The 13,417-nt window shown below is 68.9% G+C and carries 11 protein-coding genes and 1 other RNA gene; 6 read left to right on the top strand and 6 right to left on the bottom strand.

All coding sequences use genetic code 11. From position 1 onward, the window contains the following. The first annotated feature begins 90 nt into the window (after positions 1-90). The 4 genes from ftsE to smpB all read left to right on the top strand — a co-directional run bounded on the left by ftsE (position 91) and on the right by smpB (position 3,918). Positions 91-993: a cell division ATP-binding protein FtsE gene (ftsE, locus tag CIK71_RS01950; protein ID WP_096163500.1), complete on the top strand. Its 903-nt coding sequence runs from the start codon at positions 91-93 to the stop codon at positions 991-993. Then, entirely contained in the window at positions 990-1,907 is a 918-nt protein-coding gene (gene ftsX / locus CIK71_RS01955; protein ID WP_096163501.1) for a permease-like cell division protein FtsX, read from the top strand. Before ftsE ends, ftsX begins: the two co-directional genes overlap by 4 nt. 2 nt (positions 1,908-1,909) lie before the next feature. Further along, complete coding sequence (locus CIK71_RS01960; protein ID WP_096163502.1) at positions 1,910-3,244, top strand: murein hydrolase activator EnvC family protein; 1,335 nt, start codon at positions 1,910-1,912, stop codon at positions 3,242-3,244. Positions 3,245-3,408: 164 nt separating this feature from the next. Further along, positions 3,409-3,918 (top strand): SsrA-binding protein SmpB, encoded by a 510-nt coding sequence (smpB, locus tag CIK71_RS01965; protein ID WP_096163503.1) that lies wholly within the window; start codon positions 3,409-3,411, stop codon positions 3,916-3,918. Positions 3,919-4,054: 136 nt separating this feature from the next. Here the strand turns inward: smpB and CIK71_RS01970 are convergent, their stop codons facing one another. Then, positions 4,055-4,618 (bottom strand): hypothetical protein, encoded by a 564-nt coding sequence (locus CIK71_RS01970; RefSeq protein WP_096163504.1) that lies wholly within the window; start codon positions 4,616-4,618, stop codon positions 4,055-4,057. A 213-nt stretch (positions 4,619-4,831) separates the two neighbouring features. Here CIK71_RS01970 and ssrA point away from each other — a divergent pair. Then, positions 4,832-5,202, top strand: a transfer-messenger RNA (tmRNA) gene (ssrA, locus tag CIK71_RS01975). A gap of 74 nt (positions 5,203-5,276) precedes the next feature. On the opposite strand, the gene CIK71_RS01980 is transcribed toward ssrA, so the two are convergent. After that, positions 5,277-7,307: a glycoside hydrolase family 3 protein gene (locus CIK71_RS01980; RefSeq protein ID WP_096163505.1), complete on the bottom strand. Its 2,031-nt coding sequence runs from the start codon at positions 7,305-7,307 to the stop codon at positions 5,277-5,279. 171 nt (positions 7,308-7,478) lie between these two features. Then, positions 7,479-8,348 carry a sugar phosphate isomerase/epimerase family protein gene (locus CIK71_RS01985; RefSeq protein WP_096163506.1) on the bottom strand — a complete coding sequence of 290 codons (870 nt, stop codon included), beginning with the start codon at positions 8,346-8,348 and terminating at the stop codon, positions 7,479-7,481. A gap of 151 nt (positions 8,349-8,499) precedes the next feature. On the opposite strand from CIK71_RS01985, the gene CIK71_RS01990 reads away from it, so the two are divergent. Next, positions 8,500-9,501, top strand: coding sequence for a phosphotransferase (locus tag CIK71_RS01990; protein ID WP_096163507.1), 1,002 nt, complete (start codon positions 8,500-8,502; stop codon positions 9,499-9,501). Positions 9,502-9,563: 62 nt separating this feature from the next. Here CIK71_RS01990 and CIK71_RS01995 read toward each other — a convergent pair whose 3' ends face one another. From CIK71_RS01995 to tdh, 3 genes are all read right to left on the bottom strand, one after another. Beyond that, positions 9,564-10,622, bottom strand: coding sequence for a phosphotransferase enzyme family protein (locus CIK71_RS01995; RefSeq protein WP_217990137.1), 1,059 nt, complete (start codon positions 10,620-10,622; stop codon positions 9,564-9,566). 22 nt (positions 10,623-10,644) lie between these two features. Next, positions 10,645-11,859 (bottom strand): glycine C-acetyltransferase, encoded by a 1,215-nt coding sequence (locus CIK71_RS02000; RefSeq protein ID WP_096163508.1) that lies wholly within the window; start codon positions 11,857-11,859, stop codon positions 10,645-10,647. Between the two features lie 312 nt (positions 11,860-12,171). Then, the gene (gene tdh, locus CIK71_RS02005; protein ID WP_096163552.1) at positions 12,172-13,236 is read right to left on the bottom strand and encodes an L-threonine 3-dehydrogenase; all 1,065 of its coding nucleotides are present in this window, start codon (positions 13,234-13,236) and stop codon (positions 12,172-12,174) included. Positions 13,237-13,417: the final 181 nt, after the last annotated feature.

Genomic DNA, 13,417 nt, shown 5'->3' on the forward strand with positions numbered 1-13,417 from the left:
TGACCTCGTTCACGAGTCAGCCTGCGGCGATTCGCGCGTCGGCGACCCTACTCTGGGACAGAACGCCTCCCCCGATGTGAACAGGCACCCGTGATCCGTTTCGACAACGTCACCAAGACGTACATGCGTGGCCAGCACCCCGCGGTGGAGAACCTCGACATCGAGTTCGCCCGCGGGGAGTTCGTGTTCCTCGTCGGCGCCTCGGGCTCCGGGAAGTCCACCATGATGCGCATGGTGCTCAAGGAGACCGCCCCCACGCTCGGCACCGTCTACGTGGCGGGCCGGGACCTCTCCCGCATCCCGTCCTGGAAGGTTCCCGCACTGCGCCGGGACATCGGGATGGTGTTCCAGGACTTCCGCCTGCTGCCGTCCAAGACGGCCTACCAGAACATCGAGTTCGCGTTGGCGGTGATCGGCACGCCCCGCAAGGTGGTGCGCCGACTGGTGCCCGAGATGCTCGAGATGGTGGGTCTGGAGGACAAGGGCAAGCGACTCCCGCACGAGCTGTCCGGCGGTGAGCAGCAGCGCGTCGCCATCGCCCGCGCCTACGTCAACCGACCCTCGATCCTCCTGGCCGATGAGCCGACGGGCAACCTCGACCCCTCGACCGCGGAAGGGATCCTCGATCTGCTCAGCGAGATCAACGAGCGCGGCACCACCGTGGTCATGGCCACCCACGACCACGGCGCGGTGGACCGCATGCGCCGCCGCGTGGTCGAGATGGTCGGGGGCCGCGTCGTGCGTGACGAGCGCGAGGGCCTGTACGAGAGCGAGACCCCGGTCAGCGTGATCTCCGGGCACCTTCCCGATGACTCCGCCCACCGCTCCGAACTGCCGTCCGCGCTCCTCGTGGACGAGGGCGAGCAGCCTGCGTCAGAGGACGGGCCTGCCGGGGACGTGCTGGAGGAGGAGCTGATCGACGAGCGCGATGCGCTGCTGGAGCAGCACGAGGACGCGTTCGCCGAGGACGAGGACGGGGAGGCTCTGCGATGAGGATGCGCTACATCTCCGGGGAGATCCTCTCCGGGCTCTGGCGGAACATCGCCATGGTCATCTCCGTCGTGATCGTGACCGCGGTGTCCCTGACCTTCGTGGGCACGGGACTGATCATGCAGAAGCAGATCATGGACATGAAGGACACTCTCGTCGAGCAGTCGCAGGTGACGATCTTCCTGTGCTCACCGCATTCCACCGCCGCCTCCTGTGCCGGCGGCGCGGCCACCGACGCGCAGATCGACTCGGTGCGCGAGGCGTTGGACGGCGACGTGCTCTCGCCCTACATCGCGTCCTACGACGAGCGCTCCCAGGACGAGGCGCTTGGGATCTATCAGGAGCAGTTCGCCGGGGAGGGGTTCGTCTCGAACTTCACCGCCGAGGACATGCCCGTCTCCTTCCACATCACCCTCCAGGACGCCGACGAATCCGCTGCGGTCGTCGAGTTCTTCCAGGGTCGCGACGGGGTCGACGAGGTCACCGACCTCCTCAGCACGTTCGCCCCGTTCATCGATGTGCTGAACCAGTCGACCCTGTTCGCGCTCGGGCTCGCGGTCCTGATGCTGATCGCCGCGCTGCTCCTGGTGGCCACTACCATCCGGATGTCGGTGGCGAACCGTCGCCGCGAGATCGCCATCATGCGGCTGGTCGGCGCCTCGAACCTCTTCATCCGCCTCCCGTTCCTGCTGGAGGGGGCGGTCGCCGCGATCATCGGCGGCGTGATCGCCTCCGGCATGCTGTGGCTGGGCCTGGACTACATCGTCCAGGGCTGGCTCGCGCCGACCCTCGGCAGCGACCTGATCACGGTGGGCGTCGCCGACCTGATCTGGGCCGCGCCCGTCCTCGTCGCGCTCGGCGCGATCCTCTCGATCGCCTCGTCGGTGGTCTCCCTGAACCGCTATCTGAAGGTGTGAGCATGTCCCCGAGCATCCTGCGCCGTCCGCTGACTCTCGCCGCGACCGTCCTGCTGGTCCTCACGCCCTCGCTTGCCGGACCGCTGTCGCCGGCCTCGGCCGAGGGCACCAAGCAGGACAAGATCGCCGAGCGCGAGACGGTCGACCAGCAGCTCGAGGACCTCCGCATCGATCTCGGCGGGGTGAACGATGAGCTCGCCGACACCTACATCGCCCTGGCGGAGACGGAACTGCTCATCCCGGAGGCGCAGCAGGATCTCGAGGACGCTCAGGCCGAGCTCGCGGCCGCCCGTGAGGACGATCGGCTCACCGGGGAGCGCCTCACGGCCGCCCAGGACGAGGAGAAGCAGCTCTCCGGAGAGGTCGAGACCGGTCAGGAAGAGGTCGACCGCAGCGACGACGAGCTGGCGCAGGTCGCTCTGGACGCCTACAAGGGCGGCGGGCTGCCCAATCCGTCGACCATCTACACCGGCGGGCAGGACCCGCAGGACGCGGTGGATCGCTCGATGAACTACCGCCTGACGATGTCCTCCCAGGGGAGCCGCCTGGACACCCTGCGCGCCGACCAGGCGGTCACGGAGAACTCCGCGGACCGCCTCACCGCAGTGCGCGAGGAGATCGACGCACTGAAGCTCGAGTCCGAGCAGGCCGTCCAGCGCACCGCCGACGCGGAGGACGCCGCCGCCGCCGCGAAGGCCGACCTCGACGACCTCTACGCCACGCAGAAGACCCAGCGTGACGACCTCGAGGCCAAGAAGACGAAGTACCAGGAGGACGAGGCGAACCTGGAGGATCGCAGTTCGACCCTGGACACGGAGATCGAGGAGCTCGCCCGCCAGGAGCGCGAACGCGAGCAGAAGGCGGCCGAAGCGGCCAAGAAGAAGAGCAGCAGCGGGAGCGGCACGGGCAAGAAGAGCAGCAGCGGCGGCTCCGCGAACACCGGCGGAGGCTGGAACTACCCGGTGAATTCGCGCATGAACTCGAACTACGGCTGGCGCTACCACCCGATCTACCACACGCGGAAGCTGCATGCCGGAGTCGATTTCCCGGTCGCGTGCGGGACCTCGGTGGGGGCGACCCATTCCGGTCGCGTCATCGCTCGCACGCACAACAGCGGTGCGGGCAACAAGATCATCCTCAGCCACGGCATCCACAACGGGAAACTGGTCACCAGCTCGTACCACCACCTGCAGGGCTTCGCGAAGCCGGTGGGCGCGCAGGTCTCCGCCGGTGACACCGTCGGCTACGTGGGCACGACGGGCTCCTCGACCGGCTGCCACCTCCACTTCGAGATCCAGGAGGACGGGAACTCCGTCAACCCCGCGAACTACCTGTGACGCAGAGCGGCGCGTGACCGGGCCCGCCCGCGTCGGGACGGTCGGCGTCGAGCGGGCCATATTGTCTCGCGTCCTGCGGTGATCACCGCGTAAGCTTGGTCTTCGGTCGCGGTACGAGCCCGGCCGGCACCTGGCGCAGATCGACTGCGGAACGGAGGGACTCCATGGCGGCGAAGAAGAAGACGGCGGCGAAGAAAGCCGCCAGGGAAGACGGTCCCGAGAAGAAGCTCATCGCGTCGAACAAGCGTGCTCGGCACGACTACTACATCGACGACACCTGGGAAGCGGGAATCGTCCTGTCCGGCACCGAGGTGAAGTCGCTGCGCGATCGCGGCGCCTCCCTGATCGACGGCTACTGCTTCGTGGAGGGCCGTGAGGTCTGGATGGACGCCGTCCACATCGCCCCGTACGTCAAGGGCACCTGGACCAATCACGCAGCCCGACGCAAGCGCAAGCTGCTGCTGCACAAGCAGGAGATCGAGCGCCTGGCGAGCAAGTCCCGCGAGAAGGGCTTCACGATCGTCCCGCTGGAGATGTACTTCCTGGGCTCGCACGCGAAGGTCGTCATCGGCCTGGCGCGCGGCAAGAAGGAATGGGACAAGCGGCAGACTCTGCGCGAGCAGCAGGACCTGCGTGAGGCGCAGCGCGCCATGCGGCAGCGCGAACTCGCCTGACCTTCCTGTCGGAACGCACCGCCAGCGCTGAGGGAGGCGCTCCTCGCACGCTGAGGGTGACGGGCCGACGCGAATTCACGCGCTCCGGCCCGGACGATCACGCCGTCTGGCGCTCCGAGGCCTGTCCTGGACCTGGTCAGTCGTCGCGCTCGAGCCGGGCCACGGTCTGTCGGCTCGACTCCAGGATCCCCTCGTCGCCGGCACCGAGCATCTCGCGCATCACCAGCGCCCGGCGCGCATCCTCCAGGGCCAGGCCCCGAAGCCCCGTCGCCGAGACCTCCCGGCCCGAGCGCAGCTCCCGGAGACCGTGCTCGAAACGGCATTTCGCACGATGCTGGAACACCGCAGCGAGCACGGACAGCGAGGAGGGGGAGGTCGGATCCTCGAAACCGGTCTCCTCGGCGGCGAGGTCGAACTGCTCCTCGGCCGCGGTGAACGCGCCCTGCCACTGCAGCACGTGGGCATACCTGGTGCGTCGCACCGCGCGCATGAGAGGCGGCAGAGCCGGGTCCTCGAGGGAGCGCCGGGCGGCGATCGCTGCCTCGTCGAGACGACCCAGCATGCGCAGATGAGCAACGACGCGGGGATCCTCCGGGTTCTCCGTGCACCAGCGCGCGAGGGCCTCGGGATCGGCGACCACCTCCCGCAGGGTGTCGTCATCGACCATGACCTGCACTCCTGCTGCGGTGAATCCGACCATGGGATCATGATGGGCTCTGCGGCCGCGTGCGGTCCAGGGATGACCGCTTCGCCGTGAGCTGAGGGATATTCGCTTCAGTTCGACAGGCAGTCGCGGTAGACTCAAGGAACGGCATGCGGGGAGACCCGGTGCTCGTGGCTGTTTGACAACAGAATCGTGAGTGCAAGGGCGATCCCTCGGGATCGCCGATATCTGTGCTGCAGACCCACGCTGGGGGCCGATCGGTTTCGACGGTAGTTGTCCAGCAAGGGGAAGCGGGCCGAGAAGCCAGAGTCATCTCGTTAACGTCCTCTGGAAACCAATAAGTGCCGAATCCAAGCGCACTGACTTCGCTCTCGCTGCCTGATCAGCGTTAGCAGTCTGGAACCCCGGGCTTGCTCCTGACCCGGATCGTTCCATCATCTAAGGAGCCACTGCTGCCGACCCTCGTCATCGGGGAAGGATGAACACTTCAGAGTGACTGAGTCCGTCGACGACGTGTTCGTGCGAGCGTCGGGACTGAGAAAACGATAATACGGACTGCGCCCGGAGAAGCTCTTGCTCCGCACTATCGGACGCGGGTTCGATTCCCGCCGGCTCCACCATTGCACTCACCACGAAAGGCCCCCTCACCTGCGTTGCTGCGCGGGGAGGGGGCCTTTTGCGTGCCCGGTGCCGCTCAGGCGACGTCGTACGTGAGCCCGTGCCCCAGCTCGTAGCGGTTGCCGTCCGCATCGACGTAGACGTAGGGGCGGCCGTCCATGTGCCGCTCCTTGGCGTAGCCCGGCACGTCGTTGGGGGACGCGCAGCGGCCGTCCGCATCCACCGCGATCGCGTCGGCGTCGATCGGGAACGTGATCGGCAGGCGACCGCTGGGGGAGTACTCGCCCAGCACCGCGTCGACCATCGTCTCGTAGCGGGACTCGAAGCCGACCAGCAGGCCGTCCGCCAGCGGCTCGATCGCGTCGAGCAGCCACGGGTACATGGCGTTCAGCCCGATCACCAGGGTGTCGACGCTCTCGCGGATGCGGCGCACCTTCTCGATGTCGACGTGGGAGTGGTCATCGATGGCGAGGTCGGCGACCCCCACGAACTCGAAGTACGCGCCGACGAAGGGCTTCATGAGCACGATCGCGACGTCCGCTCCGCGATGGTCGGTGGTGAACGCGACATCCGGATGCGCCTGCTCGATCCGGGACCGCAGGGCGTCGAGCTCCTTGACCGTGAGCTCCTTGGCCATGAGCTCGACGTACACGCGCTTGCCGGTGAGGGAGGCAGGCGTGAGCGGCAGCACGGCGTCGTGGTTCTTGGCGAGGACGACGGAGCGTCGGTGGGCATCCTCCGCCGCCGCAGCTGCCTCCGTGTTCCGGACGATGCGGTCCGCCTCGGCGGGGTCGGCGTAGGGGTTCTCGAACAGTCCGAGGGTGAACAGCTCCTCGAGCAGCAGCTGCGCCGCCTCGTCGAGCCGCGCGGAGGTGAAGAAGCCGGAGACGAAGGCATCACGCACGGCGTCGACGTCGTTGGTGTCCGCGAACATGTCGGTGCCGGCCATCACGGCCAGGCCCACCCGCTGGGCCGTGGTGAGCTCCTCGGCGCCCCAGGCCATCTTCGAGAGGATGCCCGAGTCGGAGTTGATGTAGCCGCGATGGCCCATCGACCGCAGCAGGTCCAGGATCTCCTTGTTGAAGGCGAATCCGAGCTGCTCGAACTGCGTGACCCGACCCTGCGGGGTGGAGGACTTCTCGTCCGACGGGATCGCGTAGTAGGGCATGACCGAGGAGGTCCCGGCATCGATCGCCGCCTGGAACGGAGGCAGGTGGTACTCCTCGAGGGACCCTGGCGTCGGGTAGATGTTGAAACGGCCCTCCGCGTAATGGGGATCCGTGCCGTTCTCCCGGGCGCCGCCGCCGGGGAAATGCTTCGTGGTCAGGGCCACGCCGTCGGCCGCGAGGCGGTCGCCGCCCTGGAAGCCGCGCACGATCGCGTCCATCGCGCGGGAGACGAACTCGGGATCCTCGCCGAAGGTTCCGTGGCCGCGGAACCAGCGCGGGTCGGTGAAGACATCGGCCATGTACATGTAGCCCTTGCGGAGCCCGGAGGCGAGCCACTCGGCCCGCGACTGGGCGGCGAAATCCTCGATGACGTCGAGCGACCCGGTGGCGGCGAGGCCGAGTGTGCCCGGCCATTGGGTGAACGGGAGGTCCTCGGGTGTGGCGCCCATCTTGAACCCGCCGGCCTCGTTCTTGGAGTTCGCGGCGACGATCACGGGAACGCCCCATCGGGTGTCCTCCGCGATCTCGTTCATCGCGTTGATCCAGGTCGCGATCCGCGATCCGGTGGGCTCCTCGCGCATGATGAAGTGGCGCATGTGCATGCCCCGGATCATTTCGGTGGTGCCCTGGAAGGGGATGCCTGCGCTGGTGTGCGGGTCGAGCTTGAGCGGCAGATGCTGCTCGTCGACCGCCCCGTCGTGACTGGTGAGCTCCGTGTCGTGCTGCGAGATGCCCATCGGTCGCGAGCTGATCACCATCAGCCCCAGCTTCTCGTCCGGAGACATCCGCGAGACCAGGTCCGCCGCCCGCTCGGCCGGGGCCAGCCGCCAGTCCTCGAACGGGGTGAGCTCGCCGTCCCCATCGAGGTCCCGGAACTGCAGCCCGTCGACCTCGATGATCTGCTTGACGCGGCTGGAGAGGGGGACCTGCTGGGTCATGAAGGCTCCTGTGGGGTGGGTCCGGAGAAGGGGGCGAAAGACGGCGACGGCCACGGCACGGCATGGCCTGATGAGTGTGGCCGCTGCGTCGTGTGGCGTGTGGCGTGTGGCGTGTGGCGTGCGGCGGTGGAGCAGCCGATGGACGGGTGGATCAGCCGCGGGACGGTCGGGTCAGCCGGTGATCAGTGCGCCGAAGCCGAGCGAGACGAGGTGCTCACGGCTCATCGTGAGGGAGTCGAAGATGTCACGGCCGTAGGTCTGGTCCTGCTCGATGAGCAGGTGCTGCGCTCCGGAGGCGAGGGCCTGCTCGATGACGGGCTTCCAGTCCAGCGTGCCCTGGCCTACCTCGGCGAACTGCACGATCTCCCCGCCCCAGAAGCGGGTGAACGCGGACCGATCCCCGCCGGCGGCCGCGGCGAGCACCTCGGTCGGCGGCAGGGTGATGCGGTAGTCCTTGAGGTGGACGAGGTCCAGCACGCCGTCGAAGTCGGCAAGGGTGCGCTCGGGATCGCGGCCGCCGCGCTGCACCCAATGGCAGTCGATCTCGTAGCGCAGGTGGGGCGCCTTCTGACGGAGCTGGTCGAGCAGCGTGACGCCGCCGAGCTTCGCGAACTCGACGTGGTGGTTGTGGTAGCTGAGGCGGAGGCCCGCGTCCGCCATGCGTCGGGCATATCCGTCGGCCTCGGCGGCGAACGCGTCGAAGGCCTCCTGGGACGCCATCGCGCTCAGCGGCATCATGCCGATCCGCAGATGCTTCGTGCCCAGACGGCGGGCGTGCTCGACGTGGAGGTCGAAGTGCTTCGCCAGCGTCAGCTCGTCGCTGTCCTCGGGCGCGGAGGTCTTCGCGGAGATCGCCGCGAAATGGATGCCGAGCTCGTCGCGAGCGGCTTCCATGCCGGCCACGTTCTCCTCGGTCATGGGGATCTGGGACACCTCGACGACCTCGAAGCCGGTGTCCTTCACACGCCTGAGCACGGGCAGGATGCCGTCCTGGGCGACATGTTCCTTGAGCATCATGAGCTGGATACCGATTCGTGCCATGCGAACCTCCTGGGGTGTGTCCGGGCCGCATCGCCCGGGGGCGAGTCCTCGTCGCCCGTCGCCATCCACGCTATCCAGCGCGGGCGAGGCGTTCAGGATCTTGCCGATGGTTGCCCGGTGCGGCGGCCTCGCGGGCTCGTAGTCTGGGGCGATGTCGCAGCCCGAAGCAGGACGCCTCCACCGCGCAGGATCGGCAGGCGAGGGCCCGGCTGCCCGGGCTGCGCCCCGGCCGCCCGCGGCGGACCTCCCGGTGGATGTGCAGGCAGTCGGGGCGCTCCAGGGATTCTGGCTCCCCGAACCCGGAATCTCGCTCGAGCACTGTGTGTGGAGGCTGGGTGCGCAGCCTCTGGGGGAGGGCTGGGACAACGTGCTGTGGCCCGTGGGCGAGGCCGACGGGACGACCCTGGTGGCGCGGGTGGTGCGGCGCAGGAGCGCACGACCGCTGCTGGCACGCGAGGTGACGGTGCTGAGGCATCTCGCTGCACGGAGCGACCAGCTCGCGATGCGCGTCCCCGCCCCGCTCGCGACTGCTAAGGATGCACTGCTGATTCCCTGGCTGCCGGGCATCACCGCCGCGGAGGCGGACTCCGCGGGGCGGATCAGGGCGGGGGAGCAGTTGGCGCGGATGCTCGCCCAGGTGCATTCCTCCGAGGTGCCGCTGATGGAGCGCAGCACGGTGCGTGGGGTCCCGCTCTCGACCCGCGCGCACGCCTTCGCCGAGGACCTGGAGCGGGCAGAGCTTCCCCCGCGCTGCGAGGCGCATGCCGTGGATCGTTGGGAGCGCGGGCTGGCAGCCCGGGCGTGGACCGGCGAGGATCTGCTGCTGCACGGTGACCCGCACCCGGGAAACGTCGTGGTCGACGACGCCGCCGAGGGGAACCGCGTCGTCGCCGCGCTCATCGACTGGGGCGACACCACGGCCGGTGACCCGGCGAGCGATCTCGGCGCACTGCTCCTGCACGGGCTCGGCGCCGCGCCCCTCGAGACCTACCGCGCGTCCGCGAGCTGGGAGGGCATCGAGGTCGACGAGATCTGGGGCCCGCTCGTCGCTCGCGCCCACGCCTGGGCGACGCGCATGGCGTTGAGCCTGACCGGGGCGTACCCGTCGAACCATCCCTTGGGGCAGGTCGCTGGACGGCTGCTTCGAGGCTGAGACGCCCGGCCCGGCCCGGCCCGGCCGGACGTCACGGTCACCAGAGTCCCTGAGGAGGGCGTTCAGATCGTGTCCGTCGCGTCGGCGCGCGGTCCGGGATCCACGGCCGCCTGCCACTCGGCGCGGTTCTTGCCAGGGGGAATGGCGCTGATGCCGTACCAGAGGGTCAGGATCTCCAGCCATTGCTGCTCCGCTGCGCCGATCGGGGAGATCGACTCGTAGCCGGCACGGAGGGCGGCTCGCGCGGCGGCCGGAGTCGGGGACCAGTCGGTGAACCGGGTTGCCAGGTAGACACTCGCGCGGGCCAGATCATCGATCCGGGGAGCCCTCCCCACCTCCTCGAAATCCAGGACTGCGACCACCTGTCCAGCACGAGTGAGGATGTTCGCGGCGCGATAATCATGGTGGACGAGCTGCTGTGCGGCCGGTGGCGGCGGCGCGGAGGCAAGAAGCTGCCGCAACCGTGCCGAGGCCTCCTGGGCCAGTCCCCGGTCGGATCGTTCCCACCACTCGTCGAGCCGCCGGGGGAGCGCTTCGCCCGGCCCGGGAACTGCGCTCTTCCCGGGGTCGTGACGCCGCAGCGCGTCGTGGATCCGCGCCAGCATCTGCCCGGCTGAGCGCACGGCCCGCTCATCGGCCACGTCGAGCCAGTCGCCGTCGATCTCAGGCAGGACGGCGACGGACAAGGGCCCCGACGGACCGTCGAGCTCGAGGCGCACCTCCCCGTCTGCCGAGGGGATCGGTGCAGCAACGAGGATGCCCGGCTCCGCGATGTCTCGCACCAGGGCGGTCGACGCCCGGAGTGCGTCAAATCGTTCGGGATCCCCCGACCACTTCACGATGAACCGTCCGCCACCGCCATCACGTCGCGGCTGCTCTCCCTCGCCAGCTGCTTCTCTGATCCAGCCGGGACCCATTGACACCCCGGTCACCCAGGCGATGACGTTCTGGTCGCTGATCACCAGACGCGGGCAGTCGTGCACGGTGATGCCCCAATGGGCGCGCAGAATCGTCGTGATCCAGTCGCGGGCGCCCCCAAGACCGTCGAAGCCGAAGCGCGCACGCAGAGCTTCGCGGGGATCCGTCGTCTCCCAGAGCATGGACAGGCCCGGTTCGAGCATGGTGTCCCTCGGCACGCCGGGGTCAGTTCTGCACGGCGGCACGGGAGGCGACGAACGCCTGGACCGCCGCCTCGACGTCCTCCTCGGTATGGGCGGCCGAGAGCTGCACCCGGATCCGGGCCTTGCCGCGCGGGACCACCGGGTAGGAGAACGCGGTGACGAACACGCCTCGTTCGAGCATCGCGTCGGCGATGCGTCCGGCGAGCGCGGCGTCGCCGAACATCACCGGCACGATCGCATGCTCGCCCTCGAGCAGCTCGAACCCCTCCTCGGTCATCCGACGACGGAACAGCTCCGCGTTGCGGAACAGGGCGGCGCGCAGGTCGGCGCTGCCGGCGACCAGGTCGAGGGCGGCCAGCGTGGCGGCGACGATCGACGGTGCCAGCGAGTTGGAGAACAGGTAGGGCCGGCCCGTCTGGCGCAGCAGCGCGACGATCTCGCCGCGACCGGAGACATAGCCGCCGCTGGCCCCGCCGAGGGCCTTGCCGAACGTGCCGGTGTACAGGTCGATCCGGTCCGAGACCCCGAAGTGCTCCGGGGTGCCGGCGCCGGTGGCGCCCATGAAGCCGACGGCGTGGGAGTCGTCCACGAGCACCAGCGCACCGAACTCGTCGGCCAGATCGCAGATCCCGTCCAACGGGGCGAGGTAGCCGTCCATCGAGAACACGCCGTCGGTGACGATGATCGTGCGGCGTGCGCCGGCGCCGTCGTTCTGGGCGCGGGTGGACTCGAGCTGGGCGCGCAGGTCCTCGAGGTCGGCATTGCGGTACCGGTAGCGGACCGCCTTGGACAGGCGGATCCCGTCGATCAGGGAGGCATGGTTCAGCGCATCCGAGATGATCGCGTCCTTGGGGCCGAACAGCGGCGCGAACACGGCGCCGTTGGCATCGAAGCACGAGGAGAACAGGATCGTGTCCTCGGTGCTCAGGAACGCCGAGACCTTCTTCTCCAGCTCGAGGTGGAGGTCCTGGGTGCCGCAGATGAAGCGCACGGACGCCATGCCGAAGCCGCGCTCGTCCAGCGCCTGCTTCGCCGCCGCGAGCAGGTCCGGATGGTCGGCGAGCCCCAGGTAGTTGTTGGCGCAGAAGTTGAGCACCTCGGCGCCGTCGCGGCCCAGCGGACCGGCGGTGATGCGGTTGCTCTGCGGGGTCGAGATGACGCGTTCGTGCTTGAAGGTGCCGGCCTCCTGGATCTGTGCGAGTTCGGCGGTCAGCTGGTCCTTGAGGTCCGTGTACACGGGGGCCCTTCCATGGTCGGTGCGTTGTGCGTTGTGCGTTGTGCGTTGTGCGTTGTGCGTGGTGCGTGTGCGTTGTGCGTGGTGCGTGTGCGTGGTGCGTGCGGTGCGTTCTCGACGAAGGGCGCTGGTTGCTTCGTGAGGGTGCGGGACGCGGGTTCGGGGTGCGAAATGCGGGGTGCGAAATGCGGGGTGCGAAATGCGGGATGCGGGATGCGGGCTGCGGGTTTTCGGGGCGCGGTGGGCCGACTGCTGGCCCGATGAGCGGGATGTGGGCCGTCGCAGAGGGGACGACGGCTCTCGGCGCTCAGCGCGTCAGTCGATGTTCTCCCAGTCGAGGAGCACTTTGCCGCCTGCCCCGGAGCGGGCGATCTCGTAGGCGCTCTCCCACTGCGAGGCGGGAACGACGTCGGAGACCGTCGCGAGCACGCGTTCGCGCAGCACGGGGCTGGTGGAGATCATCGCGCTCATCGCGTTCCACGTCTCGTACATCTCCCGACCGTAGATGCCCTGCAGGGTGAGCATGTGGGTGATGACGGTGGTCCAGTCGAGCTCGAAGTGGTGGGAAGGCAGGCCGAGCAGGGCGATCCTCCCGCCGTGGTTCATGTTCGCGATCATCTCCTGCAGGGCGCTGGCCTGCCCGGAGATCTCCAGCCCCACGTCGAAGCCCTCCTTCATGCCGAGCTCACGCTGCGCCTGCGTCATCGACGTGGTCGCGACGTTCAGGGCGAGGTCCACCCCGGCTGCGCGGGCCATCTCCAGGCGGTGCTCGTGGACGTCGGTGATCGCCACGTAGCGGGCCCCGGCGTGACGGGCCACGGCCGCGGCCATCAGACCGATCGGCCCGGCCCCGGTGATCAGCACGTCCTCACCGATCAGCGGGAACTTCAGCGCCGTGTGGACGGCGTTGCCGAAGGGGTCGAAGAGGGCTCCGAGCTCAGGGGTGATGAGAGCGGTGCCGCCGGAGCGCTCATGCACCCAGACGTTCAGGTGCGGGATCACGACGAACTCGGCGAACGCGCCGTCCCGCTGCACGCCGACGCTGCGGGTGCGGATGCACATCTGCTTGCGACCGGCGCGACAGTTCCGGCACACCCCGCACACCACATGCCCTTCGCCGGAGACCCGATCGCCCACCTGCACGTCCAGCACCTCGGGGCCGACGCCCACGACCTCGCCGTAGAACTCGTGCCCGGGGGTGAACGGCACGGAGTCGCACATCGCCTCCGCCGAGTCGTCCCAGGCCAGGATGTGGAGGTCGGTGCCGCAGATGCCGGCGCGGAGCACGCGGATCTTCACGTCCCACGGGCCGCACTGCGGCTCGGGAAGGTCCACCATGGACAGCCCGGGCCCGGGCTCCGTCTTACGCAGCGCACGCATCATCGCGGTGTCGGCTCTCCTTCGGCTCCTCACGTCCGCATGCGCGGACGCCGTCTCCCGATCGTAGACCGCGCGTCCGGTCCCAGGAGACGGTTCCGCACGGGCCGTCGGCCCCGCAGCAGCGTCGGCCCGGCCCGGTGCCAGCGTCGGTCCGGGCGGCGGATATCACCGCGACCCGGGC

It is taken from the genome of Brachybacterium alimentarium (assembly GCF_002332425.1).
Taxonomy (GTDB): Bacteria; Actinomycetota; Actinomycetes; order Actinomycetales; family Dermabacteraceae; genus Brachybacterium; species Brachybacterium alimentarium.

What these genes read in the sequence shown, in the direction of transcription:
- CIK71_RS01990 (WP_096163507.1), top strand. Translation starts at nt 8,500, where the DNA reads ATGTCGCAGCCCGAAGCAGGACGCCTCCACCGCGCAGGATCGGCAGGC.
- CIK71_RS01970 (WP_096163504.1), bottom strand. Translation starts at nt 4,618, where the DNA reads ATGGTCGGATTCACCGCAGCAGGAGTGCAGGTCATGGTCGATGACGAC.
- CIK71_RS01995 (WP_217990137.1), bottom strand. Translation starts at nt 10,622, where the DNA reads ATGCTCGAACCGGGCCTGTCCATGCTCTGGGAGACGACGGATCCCCGC.
- tdh (WP_096163552.1), bottom strand. Translation starts at nt 13,236, where the DNA reads ATGCGTGCGCTGCGTAAGACGGAGCCCGGGCCCGGGCTGTCCATGGTG.
- CIK71_RS01985 (WP_096163506.1), bottom strand. Translation starts at nt 8,348, where the DNA reads ATGGCACGAATCGGTATCCAGCTCATGATGCTCAAGGAACATGTCGCC.
- smpB (WP_096163503.1), top strand. Translation starts at nt 3,409, where the DNA reads ATGGCGGCGAAGAAGAAGACGGCGGCGAAGAAAGCCGCCAGGGAAGAC.
- CIK71_RS01960 (WP_096163502.1), top strand. Translation starts at nt 1,910, where the DNA reads ATGTCCCCGAGCATCCTGCGCCGTCCGCTGACTCTCGCCGCGACCGTC.
- ftsX (WP_096163501.1), top strand. Translation starts at nt 990, where the DNA reads ATGAGGATGCGCTACATCTCCGGGGAGATCCTCTCCGGGCTCTGGCGG.
- CIK71_RS01980 (WP_096163505.1), bottom strand. Translation starts at nt 7,307, where the DNA reads ATGACCCAGCAGGTCCCCCTCTCCAGCCGCGTCAAGCAGATCATCGAG.